This is a genomic window from Furfurilactobacillus rossiae DSM 15814, assembly GCF_000428925.1.
GTDB classification, from domain to species: domain Bacteria; phylum Bacillota; class Bacilli; order Lactobacillales; family Lactobacillaceae; genus Furfurilactobacillus; species Furfurilactobacillus rossiae.
This window is the reverse complement of record NZ_AUAW01000004.1, coordinates 147,636-165,159: the sequence shown is the minus strand read 5'-3', so window position 1 is coordinate 165,159 and position 17,524 is coordinate 147,636. Positions and strand designations below refer to the sequence as shown.

Below are 17,524 nucleotides of genomic sequence, written 5' to 3'. Positions count from 1 at the left end.
TTCAGAATTTGGTAGCGCCCTTTCAATTCAATTTTTTTGATTTCGATATTGAATGTCAAACACGTCAACTAATCCGTGAGACAATACCCATGTTTCACAAGGTTACTTCTTTGGCTTTACTGCTGTAGTCTGGTTCTCCGCAGTAACTACCGTTTGTTCCCTTTCCGGTTGTTGATCATGTTCCGGCCGTAAGAGCAGGTTTAAGATAACAGCTGAGAAACTAGCAATCACAATGCCGTTGCTTAAAATAAGTTGAGCCGTTTTTGGCAGGTCTTGGAAAATTGCCGGTTGAACCGTAACACCTAGGCCTAAACCAACAGAAACTGCAGCGACAAGGATGTTTTTATTGTTATGAAAATCAACTTGACCGAGCATCCGTACACCCTGCATTGCAACCATACCGAACATTACAACCATCGCGCCGCCAATAACCGGGGCTGGAATGATCGTGGCTAAAGCACCAATCTTCGGCAATAACCCCAGTGTCATCAGAAAACCAGCTGCATAAAACACTGGTCGACGACTCTTAATTCCAGATAATTGAACCAACCCAACATTTTGGGAGAACGTTGTGTATGGGAACGTGTTGAACAAACCACCAAGGGTAACTGCCAATGCTTCTGCCCGATACCCTTTCTTTAAATCTGTTTCCGAAATCGGCTTGTTCATAATATCCCCTAGCGCAAAGAAAACACCGGTTGATTCGACCATTGACACTAATGAAATCAAAATCATCGTCAGAATCGAAGAAATCTCAAAGTGTGGAACACCAAAATAAAATGGCTGTGGAAAGTGGAACCAGCTGGCCTGCAAAACTGGCTTTAATGACACCATTCCGAACGCTCCGGCCGTCAGTGTACCAACCAGCAAACCAATCAACACTGCAATTTGGCGAATAAATCCACGACCCCAAACGTTAGCAGCAATGATTACGGCCACTGTCAGAAAACCAACCCCAAGGTTCAAAGGTGAACCAAAGGTCTTTGCAGATGCATCCCCACCGCCAAGGTTTAGGAATGCGATGGGTATTAGTGTCAATCCGATAACGGTAATGACTATGCCTGTAACCAATGGCGGAAACAGGTGTCGGAGCTTTGCGAACACACCGGCGATTAGAAAAACAAAGATTCCGGCGGCAATGATGGCACCATACATAGTTCCAATTGAAAAGTGCTGACCAATCAAAATTAATGGTGCTACTGCTTGAACAGCACATCCGAGAACGACTGGCAAGCCGATCCCGAAAACACGATTTGTAAGCAGTTGGAGTAACGTTGCCAACCCACTCATGAAAATATCAATTGAAACCAAATATGTCATTTGAGTTGCATTAAAATGCAAAGCGCCACCAATGAGCAACGGAACTAATACAGCGCCTGAGTACATTGCTAGTAAATGCTGAAGTCCAAGCATGGCAGCTTTGGATTCACGTGCCGTTGTCGTGGATTTACTGGACATTAATTTGCTCCTTTTCATGGCTGAAAACAACGTGACCATTATCAAAACTTGCGATACTTGCCAAGGCGAGCAACGGGATGTGACGCTCCACGATGAACTGATGACCACGTTGGAATCGTTTCTCAATCACCACGCCAACACCACCAACCGTAGCGCCGGCAGCTTCACAGATATCCAGCAGACCGTTAACAGCTTGACCATTTGCGAGAAAATCATCAATAATCAGTACCTTATCATCAGCTGACAAAAATGATTTTGAAATTGAAATTGTATTTTCAGTTTGTTTCGTAAAGGAGTAGACAGTCGCTGTGTATAAATTATCCGTCAGCGTCAGGCTCTTGTGCTTACGTGCAAACACCATCGGAACACTAAGAGAAAGACTAGCCATCAGTGCTGGTGCAATCCCGGATGACTCCACGGTTAGCACTTTAGTGATCCCCATATCGGCAAAGTAGTGAGCAAATTCATCGCCCATAGCCTGCATCAATTCGGGATCTACCTGATGATTTAGGAAACTATCAACTTTTAAAATATCTTCACCGAGGACACGACCTTCGGCATCAATGCGTTCTTCAAGACGTTTGATAAACTTCTCCTCCATTTTCTGAGAACAAAAAAGCTTCCCTTGCGGATATCGCAAAAGAAGCCGAGGATACATTGACTTAATTTGCTTATAGTCCGGAGTTTAGGGCTCTGGGTAGAGACAACCATCCATATCATGGTTATATATAAGCTTTGTTCGTATGCTAATTAACTTGTGGTTCATAGATTATCACAGGTTTGACAATCGTGCAATCACAGAACTCACTTTTTCATTTCTTGGCGCCATCTGGGTTCATCGACTACAATAAATTTAGTTTTCGAAAGGTGATAAAAAAATGAATGAATCAGACTTACGCGTTGTCAAAACTATCCGTTTGATTGACCAAACATTACTAAACTTATTAAAAACAGAATCGTTCGAACAAGTCACGGTTCAGCAAATCTGTCTGGAGGCGGAAATCGGTCGATCTACTTTTTACCATCACTACGTAGACAAATTTACATTACTTGAACATCTTAACAATCAATATGCCGACAAATTCCAAAAAATTATGGTGACACGAATTTCAACAGTTACACAGTCTACTTCCCTTGTCACTTTGGTATCAGATCTCTTGCCCGACAAAGACGCACTATTAATCTTGTTGAACGTCCATGCTAGTAGTCTTAGTTTAGATGCCAATTTTCGGAAAATAATCAGCGACAGCTTAGCCAGCTTTTTGAGAGATCACCTTAGCACGACTCTGCCGATCGCCTACCTTCAAGACCTGTATGTTGCTAATGCAATGACTTACATTACTTGGTCACTTGCACACGGCCTCAATGAGGATGTTGCCCACTTTATGAACACAACGTTTATCAATATCGCTAATCAAATCACTCAGCAAAATTCACATTAGTAGCTCAATGTAACAACGTGAGGCATTACCTGAGGATCATGATTTGCCAACGCCTCAACAACATTTGGTTTTGCCGCTTCTTGCTTAATCCAAGCCAGTGACTCAATAGCAGCTTTTCGATCTACCACAATACCAGGGGTAACCATTTTCTCCCATGATTCGCGTGCATAACCTACATCAGCGGCAAGAACGACCTCACGTCCATCTTTCCCTGTCACAATTGTTGCTGAAAGCCCAGCACTGTGGCCAGGCGTGGCAACGAACTGAACACTCCCATCACCAAACAGATCAAATGTCTGATGTAAGGGACCCACATTTGCGCTTTCATATGCAAATGTTTCTACGTTGACGTCACGCCACATTTTATTGATATACCGTAATTTATCGCGATTAGCCGCTTGCCACTCCGCATCACTGGTTAAAATTTTCTTGGCCTCTTTAACCAGTTTGAGACCACTGGCATGATCACTGTGCAAATGGCTTAATACCAAATAGTCAATATCACTTGGTTTATATCCTAAAGTTGCTAACTGTTCACGAACTGACCACCCAGCCGGTAAATAGGCTTTATTGATTTGCACTTGCATGCCCAGTTCATGCCACTGACTCTGACGAACCGATTCGTTCCAACCAGTATCAATGAGTACCAACCCTTTTGGATGCTCAATCAAATAACTCGAAACAGGCAAGGTAATCTGATTAATATGTGATCGCAATATACCTGTAAATGCCAGGGGATTACGATAATAGTCATGAAAGGGCAAGGCTCGATCAACTTGAACTAAACCTGTGTGCAAAACATGAACTTTAATGTCTGTAGTCATTTTATCAACCTCCGAAAAATACTGTACGCTATGACTTGATGAATTCATTATTAATTCTTTATTGGCGGGAAACCAGAATCAATAATAGTCATTGTGTATCATATCTTTCAAAGCGTCGTTTATCGTTTTATTATTGATCATAACTTCTATAACACTAAAATAGTGACATTAACCCTAAATGCACTTTGCATAGGATTAATGCCACTATTTTTTCCAAATTATTTTGATCGTCGATCCAGCCACTGACCATATACAAACCCACCGATCAAGGCAAACATGGTTAAACCAGTAGCGACTGGAACCAAGACATTGGGAACGCCATTTCCAATCACTATGATAACAATACCAGCGATAACCAACCCTCGACCCATGAATAACAACATGACTTTTGTTGCACAGTCACTTTGTCTGATGTGAAACCCAATTGTAAATGTTGGATGTGCCGGTGGTAAATACATTACTAGCATTCCCGCCAATCCTGAAGTAATTCCAACAATCGACGCATGGCTGGCCTGAAAGTCATTCGGAAAAACGCACGCAGTTACGCCATAAGCAGTAAAAACAACAGCGTTAATAATTGCTACCTTTAGTTTCATTTCAACGGGCCACTGAACAAACGACCACGATCCGATTGCAAACGGTAATCGCATATAAGCAAGATAAAGCAACGCAATAATGCCAAAACCAAAGAGTTCATTTCTAGGGGTCATCAGCAAACGGCTGATCCGCATCCAAAGAGCTGCAGCGATAAGCAGATTAATAATATGAATTAGCCACCAAAACCGCCAACTTAAGTGCTGAGTCATTTAAATCGCCACCCGTTTCGTTTGGCAGCATCATACACCCATACTATTACACAAAACAATTCTTTCGCTGGGTTACCTTACGAACGTTTGCGGAACCAGTGAATTGCCCGAAAATCCATCGCCAATGCCATTACGGCAAGAATAATCATGATACCGCCGACAATGTCCATGCCGGATAGCGAAATGCCAAGGAAAATGATGGAAAAGACGGTTGCTGATAATGGCTCAAACGCATCAAGCAAACTCGCCGTCGTTGGTAAAATATGCTTCAAACTAATCGCAAACAAAATGAATGCCAGCAAGGTTCCAATAACAATAATCACGCTCATCAACAACCAATCTGTCGCCGCCAAATGAACCGGATTCGACCACACTGGACCAAACACGTTTAGCGATAAACCGGCGACCAGTAAACCCCAGCCAGTTGTTGCAAACGAACCGTATTTACGCAATAACGTTCGTGGCAGTAACGTATTGGTGGCTACGCCAATGGCCGACAATCCGCCCCAGAATAGCACAGCGCCGGACACTGCCAATGTATTGAAATGACCGTGGGTAATAATCAGTATTGTCCCACCAAATGCCAGTACCATCCCGATGACTTCAGAACGCGTTGGCAGCTGATGATGGAAGAGAATGTAATAAAAGGCAATCACAAATGGGCCTAAAAATTGCAATATCGTTGCGATTGATGGATTTCCTGCGTGAACCGCGTTGAAATAAAACAATTGAACTGGAATAAGGCCTAAAAGCCCATACATCACTAATTGCAGTGCATCCCGTTTGTTACGCCAAATGGCTACCGATTCCCCCTGTGTCAGACTAACTAAAATCATGATCAGGCCAGCAATCGTCATTCGCACCTGACTCACCCACAGTGGCGTAATCGCGTGATTGCGATGAAATAGCGCGCTTGCGGCCACGCCTGAAATCCCCCAGCAAATTCCTGCCGTACATGCCAAGGCAATGCCCAAGGCCTTTCTTGGACGCGGCGTCACTTTTGCCTCTGTTGAGCCAGCCGTCACTTTTGCATCAACATTCGTTGCTTGTGTTTCCATTCAGACACTCCGTTTCAGTTGTTTTTCCATGTTGTACCAAATCTCATCAGCGTGAACTGAATCAGCCACGCCAACGTTAGTGAAACCATTCTTCTCATAAAACGGAATGCGGTCTTTTAAGCAAGTTAATGCCATGGATGTCCGTCCTGCCTGTGTCGCAACGTTGGTCAAGGCCGTCAGTAACTTACTGCCGATTCCTTGTTCACGAACAGTCGGCGCCGTCGCAATTGTAAAAACCAGTTGATGACCGCCCTGAGGTAAATTTTGCGGTGTGTCCTCATACATCCAGTCCTCAACAAAACGTTCTTTCACAGCCGGCCCAACAATGAACCCCAACACATCACTGTTGTCAGCACGGGCAACTAAGAAGGTGTCAGCCAAAACAGCCAACCGTTTGCGATACGTTTCCAGTGAAGCAGCTTCAGCCGTATTAAACCCAGCCTGTTCAATTGCCTCAATTTGTTCTAAATCGTTTACTGTTGCAGGTTCAATCTTCATACTCAATCCCCTTTGCTCTCAGCTCAAACGACTATTGATTATCGCTAATCACTTGAGTGCCATACTGCAGTAGCTGAGTGGCATAATCACGCCCACCCTGTTGCTGCCTAATTTGACGTTTTAACGTGCTTAGCTGATCAGTAATAACCCCATCAGCATCCATGTTCATCACTTTTATCATCGAATCACTATCGTTCACAGTCCACGCAAACACTTTTTTGTGCTCCCGATGAGCGCCACTGACAAACCGATCATTCAAGGTCGTGTACTCCATCGTGTAAAAATCTGCTTTTGTCTGCGGCACGCCAATAAAGTTAAACGGCAGAATGTATCCCACCGTCAGCGCTGGCCGTTGAGTCTTCAACTGTTCAACAACACCATAGTCCAATGAATGAATGATGTCATGATGAGCAAGCAGTGAATCCCCGTAACGCTTTATGAACCGGTTAACGAGTTCCCGCCTATTCTGCCCGGCATTCAACTTGATTTCAACTAACAATTTTTGGTGTATTTGTTGCGCAGCATGAAGATAATCATCGAAGGAATCAATCTTTGTCTGATGCCCATTTTCATGAATCGTGGTATTTGTTAAACCGGTTAACGTTTGTTTGTCGACCGGTTTATTTTGACCAGCCAAAGTACTTAAATTCGGGTCGTGCATGACGACAAACTTATGATCACGTGTCTCTTGAATATCCATTTCAACGTACGTCGGGTGTTCCTTGTGTGTTTTCTTTAATGCCTGCACCGTGTTTTGCACGCCATTGCCGTCGTCAACGCCTCGGTGAGATAACGTTTGCGGATCTACGACCAATAATCCGGCAAAATAACTGTAACCATAGCCTGCAAACACAATGGCAACAACTGTGAAGGCAATTGGCACAGCCACCCGCCACCAAGGCTTCGCCTTTACTCGCGGCAAATCTGGCAGGCCATCAAAAGCGTGGACATCATAATCTTTCATCAGTTGCAAACTCAGGTCCAATACCCACACAGTCGCGAGGATTGAAATCGTGTAGTTGACCAGCGTTAACAAATTAAAGTTAACAATCGCAGCGCTCAATGCAGTTGTGTGTCCTTGAGTATCAAACCACCGTTGCCCAAAATAAAAACCGCCTAACATGATGCCATACAGAACCGAAATGCTGGCGATAATGCCAATGATCCTCAATGTGATCCACCAGAAACGGCCCCAAGTCCGTTGCCACGATGCACGAACCGCCCGCCGAACTGTTTGTTGCTCAAACATCAACATTGGAATAACAAGAAATAATCGGTTTCCAAAATAGAAAGCGCCGACATACAGTAGAACCAACGCTGCCACTAACAGTGGTTTGGTCATGATGAACTCAACGATAAAGTCGGGAATTTGAACCTTTGCCAGTAACGGCGTACTGATGAAGTTGCCGCCAAACGGAACAATTAACAAGAAGTACAACAAGAAAAAGCCAAACGTACCGGGTGATAAACGTGGCAATCTATGCCATAACTGAGCAACCAACTGGCGGATAGTTGGTCGTTGATCCTTTCGCCGATAAGCCACCATCAACAGTAAATAAGCAAACTGCAGGTAAATTGCCAAAACAATCAATAACAATAGCAGGAGCAGACTAACCATCGCCCACGGATGGTCCTTTGCTACTGAAACGGCGTTCGTATACGACAAATATGGAATATTACTCCAACGTAAAATGCCAGCACCCAGCCAAGAAAATACCGGAATTAAAATGGCATATACAATAATTGCTGTAAATGAATAATGTTTAAAGAAGTACCAAAAAGCGCCTAAAAAACGCCAAATACTTGTTCGCTTCGTCCCCGTCATAGGTACATCCTCTCTAATGAATTTACTTGTTTCATGATAATCTTTTTTATAGCTGATTTATTATTCGTTTTGTGTGTTAAATACCACTTTACTGCTAATCACACGGTGACAAAAGAAAATTCCTCGTGCAACTAATAAAGTTGCTTGAGGAATTTTTGTTAACCAGTGAATTAGTTTGCTATTTTTAAAATAAATTGAGATACAGTTGTTCTGCAAACGGCTTCACACTGTGTTTCGCACGAAATGAATTACTTAGCATGATCAGACCATTCTGCCCATCCTTTGAAACAATCGACATTCCTTGATAACCGTAGCCCAGCCCGTGATTAACTGCCGCACCATACATGTTGTACGTGCCACCACCGTAAGTACTACGACTACCAGATTCGTATAACTGGTTCACAGAAGTTTTGGAGATTAATTTACCCTGCATAATTTGACTGATCATAACGTACAAATCACGCGCCGACATCGCTATGCGTCCGGTTCCCAGCTCGTCATGCCACATTGCGTCCGGCGTTACGACTTCCTTACCATAGTCCACATTGTCAGTTTTAGTGCCCGCGTAAGATACGGCAACATGGGAGTTGTCAGACGGCATAAACACAGTTTGACGCAAATTAAAGCGCCGAATAACCTGCTGATTGAACAAAGCCTCGTAAGACTTTCCCGTCAGTTTAGTCAGTACTCCTGCCAAGATATTGTAATTCACTTGCGAATAACGCCACTGATTATAAAGCTGTGGATTAAATTTTAAGTGATGCAAATCATAATCCACAATTTGCTTATCCGTTTGTGGCGTAGTCGGGCCTGGTGGTCCAGGCAAAGTCAATCCAGAAGTCATGTCCAACATTTGCCGAATCGTAATTTCGTTGCCGTGTGGAACATCTTTATAAAATTTACTGATGTGGTCAGAAAGTGACAGGTGGTTTTGCTGCACTTGTTGCATGACCAATGCCCCGGTGGCTATTTTCTGAATTGAAGCGATAGCATACGCCGTATCTGCACCATTCTGCCGTTTTCGGGCTGCATTAGCATTTCCATATTGACGTTCAAATACCACTTTCCCGCCACGAACGACAAGAACGGAACCGACAAAATCAATTGATTGCATCTTTTTATCCAACGAATCGGCCTGTGTGTGGTCAATTGCCGTCGGTATTTTAGCACTCTGCCATTTCGCAATTGGCTTAACAGCCGGTTTTCTTTTGTACACTGGATGTGCCACTTTCGTTGATCGTTGCACCTCATGATACAACGTCCCCCACGCTAAGGTGCTGACTAGCAGGACGATGAGGACTACAAACCAAATTCTTTTTTGTTTGAACATTTTCCTCCCCTTTCCTACTACGAATCAACATTTTCCTATCGGTTCATTATATCAACAGTTCACTGTCATGCCATAATTTTCATACTTCGATATGAACTCACCGTTAAAAGTTTAATTATAAAAAGCATATGTTTTTGCTTATGAACAATTACTTGTTACGATTCAGGTACTATCGACGGGTAGTCATTTTTAATTGATCATGATCGATTCAGAGTGATGCCGAGGCCCCAAAACATGTGGGCGTCAGGTAAACATTTAGCAATGTGTTGCCCACTTGGGCCGCGAAAGGAGACTACGTCATGTCTAAAACAAAAGCGTCAACGCAATCCCCCAAAAAGGTGTCAAAAAAATCACCATCTGAATCTCGAGCTAATTTCAAACGCAACCTGCGTCGGTCCATTTATGTATGCGGTGCCACACTAATGCTACTTAGTGCCTCAGTGCCAAGTGGTGTTGCTTTAGCTGACACCATCAACGAACCACAAACAACCCGTCAGGCTAGAGCTGGCTTAGCTGACGTTAGCTTGCTATCCAATGGTCAAATGACTACTAATAAAGCTAACCCACAAACGAAAAACGCTCAAGGAAATTATGACCTCGACCTTAGTTATACCGGGACAGGGGTCGCCAATGTCGGTTTAGCAACGAAAAAAATCATGGTCTTCGGACTGGCACCTGAACTTCGTGGAAAGGTTGTCGGCGGCGCAAACATTGCTGTAGATGCGGCATTAACGGACATTAACCTGTCTAAGATTCCAGGTGTTAGTGCCGAAGTTGCGCTGGTTCAAACCGCACTCTCCGCACTAGGAACCGGATCACCAGAATTAAAAGCCGTTCAAAACGCATTGAATCGGCTAACTAGTGCACAACCATTAGGCACTTATCATGCCAACGTTGCTGGTACCGTGACAAACGACCGTATTACGGCTGATGTAACAGATGGCTTGGGCAACTATGTTAAGAGTCAAACTGGCTTAATTATCGCTGACGTGCAAAACGCACTGAACGCATTGCCAGCCTCTAACCCGCTAACAGCAACCCTGCGTGGAGCATTGCAAGCACTACTTAACGTATTAAACCCGATTATCGGGGTATCAAGCAACCTGCTGAATAACTTACTGAATGTTAACTTGCTTGGTCACACTACCGCACGTTTGACAACGACTGTAAGTGAACCAACCGCGGCCAACACAAAAGTTTACGGTGTTCTATCCAGTAATGGTGCCGTGGACATTGACCTGCTAAGCAGCGAAGGTGATGCTGTTAACCTCCAATTTGCAGTCACACCCCAAAATCCGCTGGAAAATTATACGGTCGCCACCCCAACGTTGAATCCAGCAACAGCTGGTGATACCAGCGTTTCTGGTAATGCGACACTGACAGAACCAATTCCTGATGGAACCACATTTAAAGCGATTGCCACACTGCCTGGTGGTAGCACGGTGACAGGCGATGTCGTTGTTGACGGCAATCACGCTTCGTTCAACGTGGATACCGGCAAGTTAACGGCTGGTCAAGAAATATCCGTCAAGTTGCAAGCAGTTAATGGCACCAACACCAAGACCGGTGGCGCAGCGAGCGTGGTCGTCCATGATGTTGACCCGACTAACCCGCTGCAAAATTACACGGTTAATGTACCGAATCTTGACCCTGCTACGGCCGGCGATACCAGTATTTCGGGAAACATTGACATTTCAGAACCTATTCCGCCTGAGACAACATTTAAAGCCATCGCAACACTGTCTGGCGGTGTTGAAAAGGAAGCTAACATCACTATAAATGGCACCACTGGCACGTTTACAATTGGCACTGGTGCATTGAACGCTAACGATGTAGTTTCCGTTAAAGTACAAGCCGAAAATGCTGGCTTTAAGAAGGATGGCCTGCCTCGGTCAGTAACCGTTCAAGCGGAAGATCCGCTTAAAGACTACACGGTTGCCGCACCAAGTGTTGACCCAGCAAACGATGGCGATGCAATGATTAAAGGGAACGCTAATTTAAACGAACCTTACCCTTCAGGCACGACGTTTACCGCTATCGCAACACTCCCTGGTGGCATTGAGAAAACAGCAGAGGTTAGTCCAGATGGTAGTTACACAATCAACTCCGGTGGATTAACAGAAGGTGAAGACATTAGCGTTCGTATCCAAGCGAAAAATGGCGCCGCCACCAAGGACAGTACTGGCACTGACATCACCGTCGGCAAGGCCGTGGTCACAAACCCAATTGCTGATTACGACGTTGCGACACCGACATTGACGACGCCTAAGAACGGTGAGACAAGTGTTTCTGGCACAGCCACATTAACGGAACCAATTCCTGCGGGAACAACGTTTAAAGCGGTCGCAACCCTGCCGAGTGGCCGACCAATCACCGGTGAAGTTACCGTAATTGACGGTCAAGCTTCGTTTACCATTAACACCGGTTCACTGCGGACAGGGCAAGAAATTTCTGTCAAACTTCAAGCAGTCAACGGCGACAACACGAAGGACGGATCACCAGCAACGACAACTGTTGTGGCTAATGCCTTTGACGACTACACCGTTAATGCACCCGAAGTGAACCCAGCGAAGGCCGGTGACACAACGATTACTGGGAATGCCAACTTGAACACACCTTATCCGGATGGTACGACTTTCACAGCCGTTGCTACCCTTCCTGGTGGTGTTCAACAGACAGCTGAGATCAAACCTGATGGTACCTACACGATCAATTCGGGTGCTTTGCCAGCGGGGGAAGCCATTAGCGTCAAGATTCAAGCTAAAAACGGTGACGCAACCAAAGATAGTACACCAACAGATATGACTGTTAGCGAAGCCGAAAATCCATTGGCTGACTACGAAGTGGCAACACCAACATTTATCACACCTAAGAACGGCGATACCAGTGTTTCAGGGTCAGCTGTACTGACAGCTCCGATTCCAGAGGGCACCACGTTTAAAGCCATTCTGACATTACCAGACAACACGACTAAAACGGTTAATGCAAATGTTGATGGCGTCAATGCGATGTTTACAGCTGATACTGGAACATTAATGACCGGCCAAGTGGTATCTGCCAAACTACAGGCAGTTAACGGCGACAACACAAAGGATGGAGCTGAAGCCTCAACAACTGTTGAAGCAACTAATCCGGCCAATCCACTGGACGGTTACACCGTTAATGCACCAACTGTTAACCCAGCCAAGGCTGGTGAAATTACCGTAACTGGTAATGCCAACTTCAATACGTCAATTCCTGATGGGACAACGTTTGAAGCCATCGCTACCCTACCTGACGGAAGTACAAAAGCAGCTACCGTTAACGGTGACGGCTCCTACTCAATTGACACTGGGACGCTAACAGCCGGTCAGCAAATCAACGTGAAGATTCAGGCAACCAACGGCGATAACACCAAAGATAGTTTGCCAACAGGTATCGTTGTTGACCAAGCCGACCAAAGTAATCCACTGGATGGCTATACCGTTAACGTTCCAACTGTTGAACCAGCAGTAGAAGGCAACACGACAATTGACGGTAATGCCAACATCAATCCTGGTTACCCTGAAGGCACGACATTTATGGCAGTCGCAACCCTACCAGGAGGCGTTCAAAAATCGGCAGTTGTTAAGGACGATGGCTCATTCTCAATTGACTCCGGCACACTGACTGCCCGTGAAGAAATCAGTGTCAAAATCGTTGCCACTAACGGAGAAAACACTAAGAATAGTTTGCCAGTTACCTTCTTCGTCGGTAAGTCTGATCCGACTTTCGAAGATCCATTAACAAACTACAACGTCACAACACCAACGCTGAATCCGGCGAAAAATGGCGACACCAGCGTCTCTGGATCAGCCACATTAACCACACCAATTCCTGATGGAACCACGTTTAAGGCCATTGCTACTTTACCAGATGGTTCAACCAAAACCGTCGACGCAACGGTTAACGGCGACAAGGCCACATTCACAGTAGACACAGGTGCCTTATCTACTGGCCAAATCGTATCTGTCAAACTGCAAGCTGTAAACGGAGATTATACGAAAGACAGTTCCCCTGCTTCCGTAACTGTTGAAGCCGGTGACCCAACCAACCCAACGAATCCATTGGATGGTTATAACGTTGGCGCCCCAACCGTAAACCCTGCTAAGGGCGGTGACACCAACGTGACTGGGAACGCAAACATTACAACACCAGTACCAGACGGCACCACGTTTACTGCGGTCGCAACACTACCAGATGGCTCGACAAAAACTGGTACTGTGAATCCTGATGGTTCCTTTAACATCGACACTGGTGCCCTGACACCTGGTCAAACGGTGAATGTCAAGATTGTCGCTACCAATGGTGACAATACCAAGGATAGTGCTCCCGTTTCAATCACTGTTAGTCAGCCAAATGTAACGAATCCACTGGATGATTACAATGTGGGAACACCAACCGTTAATCCAGTTAATACCGGTGACACTGCCGTGACTGGGAATGCCAATGTCACAACACCAGTACCCGATGGGACAACGTTTACCGCAGTGGTGACGTTGCCTGATGGCTCAACCAAAACTGCACCAGTGAATGCAGATGGTACCTTCTCCATTCCAATTGACGGTTTAACTGATGGTCAAACGCTGTCCGTTAAAATTGTGGCTGCTAATGGCGACAACACTAAGGACAGCACACCAGTGAGCGTTACAGTTGGTAGCGGTCAACCCGGCACACCCGGTAACCCAGGCACTGGAAACAGCGATGGGTCAGGTAACGCTGGGGCGGGTAACACCGGCGGCTCTGGAAACACTGGTTCTGGTAGTGCCGGAAACGGAGCTGGTCAAGGCTCTGGTGGACAAACATCCACCGGTAACAGTGGGACAGGCGCAACCGGATCTAATTCCACGGGCCCTGGCACTACTTCTGGTACCACCGGGCAAACGGGTCGTTCAGGATCAGCTATGACTGGTCAAGGCGGTTCAGGTTCCGGTAACACTGGCTCAACTGGTTCAGGATCGACTGGTTCAAAAACGACCGGCTCAGGTATGACCGGTACAACTGGTACCAGTGGGGCCGGCTCAAACGGACGCTCTGTAACAAGTGGAACCGTTAATGGACCACGTGCCATTGCTCCTCAATCAGGTAGTGGCACCACCTCAGGCCGTTCAGGATCTCAAACGACTAATCAGACTCAACGTGATAAATCAGGCGTTCTCCCACTGACAGATCAGCAACGGGCCACAGTTGTTTCAATCCTCGGTGCTGGATTACTGATTGGCGCAATTGCCGCCGCTTACCGCTTCATCAGAAAACGTTAGCCTCAGACAATAGCAAGCTACAGACATTAATGTATTAATATTCAGAATTTCAAAAGCAAGTCATCTCGGCGTTTAGACCACATCGCTGAAATGACTTGCTTTATTTTGATAACCCCTAGGACTAGATTAAACGTGCTACATTAAAAAATAAGGGAGCAACTCGACATCATGGAAAAAAAGATTGCAAAATGTACGCTTGGGGCAGCATATTCAAACTGACAATAGAAAATCAGGATAAGGTTTTACCTATCAGTGTTAACGTGCACCCAAGAGTGAATCCAGAAACCAGTGAAGTCACCTTTTTTGTTGACCCGGAGGAATTCGCAAAAATGGCTCAGCACGGATTGCACTAACAGCACCTGCTTAACTAACTCATTGCCAACGGGTGCTGACCAAAATAATGCTTAATCGTGTTCACTTCATCCACATATTCTGGTTTGATCATGCGACTTTGAACCGTTGGCAACTCAATTAGCACAGCAATATTACGCGTTGCACGTGCCTCAACAACTAACTCATCAAGAATGCTTATCATTTCGTTTAAATATTCCGGTTTCGTCCTAACCAGTACAAATTCCATAGCTTTTTCAATAATATTCTCATCATCAAACATGCTTAACATCCCCTTAGGATTGCTGCAAACTAGGTATTCGCTTTATAACTTCCGTAATCAGCTGTTGACTCAGCAATAACCAACCGCCAGCCAGTAGTACGGAGCCCACAACATCAGTAGCAAAGTGATTGCGCAGATACACACGGGCAATCATTAATATAACCAACCAGATGACCGCAATTATTGTCGCAAATAATTGCGGTTTAAATTTCAAATAATGACCCAAAACCAATAATAGCAACAGAATCAATAATGTACTGGAAAACACATGCCCACTGGGAAAGCTAAAGCCGTTATCTGCAACTAACTCATGTGTCGGGCGCACACGACCAACCATGTACTTAACCAGCAATGCGATTGCATTACCACCGAAGTAAATAAGGAAACTGATACCAGCGGCGATTCGCTCTCGTTGCCACCACAACCACAGAATCAATGCGAGTGCAGCAATCGTGGCGACTACTGGACTACCAAATTTAGAGATTAAAACAAACAATGCTGTCTTCGAGGATGTTTGCCAACTGGCGAAGGAGGTTGCAAACCCTTGGTCAACGCCAGTGATAAACCCTGACTGTAGCTTGACACTCTCTGCTAACACCGCAAAGATAACCAGTAAACTAATTGACGTCCACCAACGCCATTTTGAAGAAGACGATACTTCTAACAGACCCATTTTTTACAACCCCTACCCACTTTTTAAGTGCTATTTTTGTTCACGTGTAATGTAAACCGGACGTTGCTTCACTTCCAGATAAATCTTAGCAATATACTTTCCAGCAATCCCTAGGCAAAATAGTTGGATGCCACCAATCATTAAAATGATGGATACCAATGATGGCCAGCCAGCAGTCGGATCACCAAACACCAACGCTCTAATAACGATGAATATCAGTGAAAAAATGGATAACACAAACGATGCCCCGCCAACCACTGACGCAATCGTTAGTGGTTTATCAGAAAAATCCATAATCCCTTCAAAGGAATAACTCACCAGTTGTTTGAAAGACCAGTGTGTTTCACCGGCCACCCGCTCTTGATGGTCAAACGTCAAAACCTTGGTGCGAAAACCAACCCAGTTGAAGATGCCCTTCGAAAAGCGGTTCACCTCTGGCATGGCCAACACAGCGTCCACCACTTTACGATTCATCAAACGATAATCACGGGCACCTTCTGGAATCGGTGTTTGTGAAATACGGTTGATCAGTTTATAAAACATTTTAGAAAAGAACGAACGGACAATTGGTTCGCCCTTTCGTGAATCACGTTTGGTTGCAACCGTGTCGTAGTCGCCACTGTCTAAATACGTGATCATTTGCGGCAACAATTCCGGTGGATCTTGCAGATCGACATCCATCACGCCTACATATTCAGCATCCGCATTTTCCAAACCAGCGTATAATGCCGCTTCTTTTCCGAAATTCCGCGAAAATGACAGAAAGTGAACATGCTCTGGATCACTCACTTGGAGCCGCTCCATTTGGGTCAATGAATCATCTGTCGAACCATCATCAACAAACAACAAATCCCATTGATGACCTGCATATTCGTCTACATAGTTACCAAGAATCTTTTTCAACCGCTGATAAAATAGCGGAATTGCTGCTTGTTCGTTATAACAGGGCACAATAATCGTCATTTGTTTCATATCCAAGACCTCCTATCATTTTGTCCGCACCTTTTCAGGTGTATAAACCGGCCTTATTCAGCCTGCGAACGGGCCTTCAATGTTGTATACAAAACTGGCACCAGCGAAATCACCACGATTGCCAACATAATCAATTCAAAGTTCGCTTTAACCACTGGGATATTACCAAAGAAGTATCCAGCACCAATTGCGACTGTGACCCACGTTGCGCCGCCGATAATGTTGTACTTAGCAAATGTCGGATAGTGCATTTTACCCATTCCTGCCGTAAATGGAATTAAAGTCCGAATGATTGGAATAAACCGGCCTAGGAATATAGCAACGTTACCGTGACGTTCAAAGAATGTTTGTGAACGTTGTAGGTACTTAGGCTTAATCCATCGTTGCATACGTTTGCTGCGCATGGCCCAGTGCCCAAAACGTTTGCCAATTTCAAAGTTCGCGAGATCACCCAGAATGGCTGCCACGGTCAATATGCCAATCATCAACCATGGGTTCATGGCACCAGCAGCACTGGCTGCCAATGATCCGCACAGGAACAAAATTGAATCACCAGGTAAAAATGGCATTACGACCAAACCAGTTTCAATAAAGATAATCATAAAGAGCGCGACGTATACCAACACACCATGTGCGGCCATCAAACTCGGGATAATTGTATTAATATGCATAATCGATGCTAACAAGGCTGTTATCATAAAAAAACACCTCTCCTTCCCCTGCTATGTTTACAGAATAGCGGGAAA

The 17,524-nt window shown here is 45.1% G+C and carries 14 protein-coding genes and 1 riboswitch; of the genes, 2 read left to right on the top strand and 12 right to left on the bottom strand.

Translation table 11 applies throughout. The features are described 5' to 3' along the window. Positions 1–102: 102 nt before the first annotated feature. A complete protein-coding gene (locus G400_RS14365) occupies positions 103–1,458 on the bottom strand; it encodes a nucleobase:cation symporter-2 family protein (RefSeq protein WP_017262559.1) in 1,356 nt (451 codons plus the stop codon). Further along, a complete protein-coding gene (locus G400_RS0103425; RefSeq protein WP_026017209.1) occupies positions 1,448–2,044 on the bottom strand; it encodes a xanthine phosphoribosyltransferase in 597 nt (198 codons plus the stop codon). The genes G400_RS14365 and G400_RS0103425 overlap by 11 nt, the downstream gene beginning before the upstream one ends. Positions 2,045–2,112: 68 nt before the next feature. After that, positions 2,113–2,210, bottom strand: a riboswitch (purine riboswitch). Positions 2,211–2,336: 126 nt separating this feature from the next. Here G400_RS0103425 and G400_RS0103420 point away from each other — a divergent pair. Beyond that, positions 2,337–2,900: a TetR/AcrR family transcriptional regulator gene (locus G400_RS0103420; protein WP_017262557.1), complete on the top strand. Its 564-nt coding sequence runs from the start codon at positions 2,337–2,339 to the stop codon at positions 2,898–2,900. Here the strand turns inward: G400_RS0103420 and G400_RS0103415 are convergent. The 6 genes from G400_RS0103415 to G400_RS14355 form a co-directional block, all read right to left on the bottom strand. Continuing rightward, positions 2,897–3,724, bottom strand: coding sequence for an N-acyl homoserine lactonase family protein (locus G400_RS0103415; protein ID WP_017262556.1), 828 nt, complete (start codon positions 3,722–3,724; stop codon positions 2,897–2,899). The two genes, G400_RS0103420 and G400_RS0103415, sit on opposite strands and share 4 nt — an antisense overlap. 218 nt (positions 3,725–3,942) lie before the next feature. Beyond that, positions 3,943–4,530 (bottom strand): hypothetical protein, encoded by a 588-nt coding sequence (locus tag G400_RS0103410; protein ID WP_017262555.1) that lies wholly within the window; start codon positions 4,528–4,530, stop codon positions 3,943–3,945. Positions 4,531–4,607: 77 nt separating this feature from the next. Then, positions 4,608–5,588, bottom strand: coding sequence for a DMT family transporter (locus G400_RS0103405; RefSeq protein WP_017262554.1), 981 nt, complete (start codon positions 5,586–5,588; stop codon positions 4,608–4,610). Continuing rightward, positions 5,589–6,086: a GNAT family N-acetyltransferase gene (locus G400_RS0103400; protein WP_017262553.1), complete on the bottom strand. Its 498-nt coding sequence runs from the start codon at positions 6,084–6,086 to the stop codon at positions 5,589–5,591. Positions 6,087–6,117: 31 nt separating this feature from the next. Continuing rightward, positions 6,118–7,911: a glycerophosphoryl diester phosphodiesterase membrane domain-containing protein gene (locus tag G400_RS14360; protein WP_017262552.1), complete on the bottom strand. Its 1,794-nt coding sequence runs from the start codon at positions 7,909–7,911 to the stop codon at positions 6,118–6,120. 184 nt (positions 7,912–8,095) lie between these two features. Further along, complete coding sequence (locus tag G400_RS14355; RefSeq protein WP_017262551.1) at positions 8,096–9,241, bottom strand: serine hydrolase domain-containing protein; 1,146 nt, start codon at positions 9,239–9,241, stop codon at positions 8,096–8,098. A 299-nt stretch (positions 9,242–9,540) separates the two neighbouring features. Here G400_RS14355 and G400_RS0103385 point away from each other — a divergent pair, with 299 nt between their 5' ends. Next, positions 9,541–14,520 (top strand): adhesive domain-containing protein, encoded by a 4,980-nt coding sequence (locus G400_RS0103385; RefSeq protein ID WP_017262550.1) that lies wholly within the window; start codon positions 9,541–9,543, stop codon positions 14,518–14,520. A gap of 367 nt (positions 14,521–14,887) precedes the next feature. Here the strand turns inward: G400_RS0103385 and G400_RS0103375 are convergent, their stop codons facing one another. From G400_RS0103375 to G400_RS0103360, 4 genes are read right to left on the bottom strand one after another with little or no spacing between them, the layout of a single operon-like run. After that, positions 14,888–15,133 carry a hypothetical protein gene (locus G400_RS0103375; RefSeq protein WP_017262548.1) on the bottom strand — a complete coding sequence of 82 codons (246 nt, stop codon included), beginning with the start codon at positions 15,131–15,133 and terminating at the stop codon, positions 14,888–14,890. Positions 15,134–15,146: 13 nt separating this feature from the next. After that, complete coding sequence (locus G400_RS14350) at positions 15,147–15,806, bottom strand: phosphatase PAP2 family protein (RefSeq protein WP_017262547.1); 660 nt, start codon at positions 15,804–15,806, stop codon at positions 15,147–15,149. A gap of 30 nt (positions 15,807–15,836) precedes the next feature. Next, positions 15,837–16,778 carry a glycosyltransferase family 2 protein gene (locus G400_RS0103365; RefSeq protein ID WP_017262546.1) on the bottom strand — a complete coding sequence of 314 codons (942 nt, stop codon included), beginning with the start codon at positions 16,776–16,778 and terminating at the stop codon, positions 15,837–15,839. Between the two features lie 53 nt (positions 16,779–16,831). After that, the gene (locus G400_RS0103360; RefSeq protein WP_017262545.1) at positions 16,832–17,476 is read right to left on the bottom strand and encodes a VTT domain-containing protein; all 645 of its coding nucleotides are present in this window, start codon (positions 17,474–17,476) and stop codon (positions 16,832–16,834) included. Positions 17,477–17,524 lie beyond the last annotated feature (48 nt).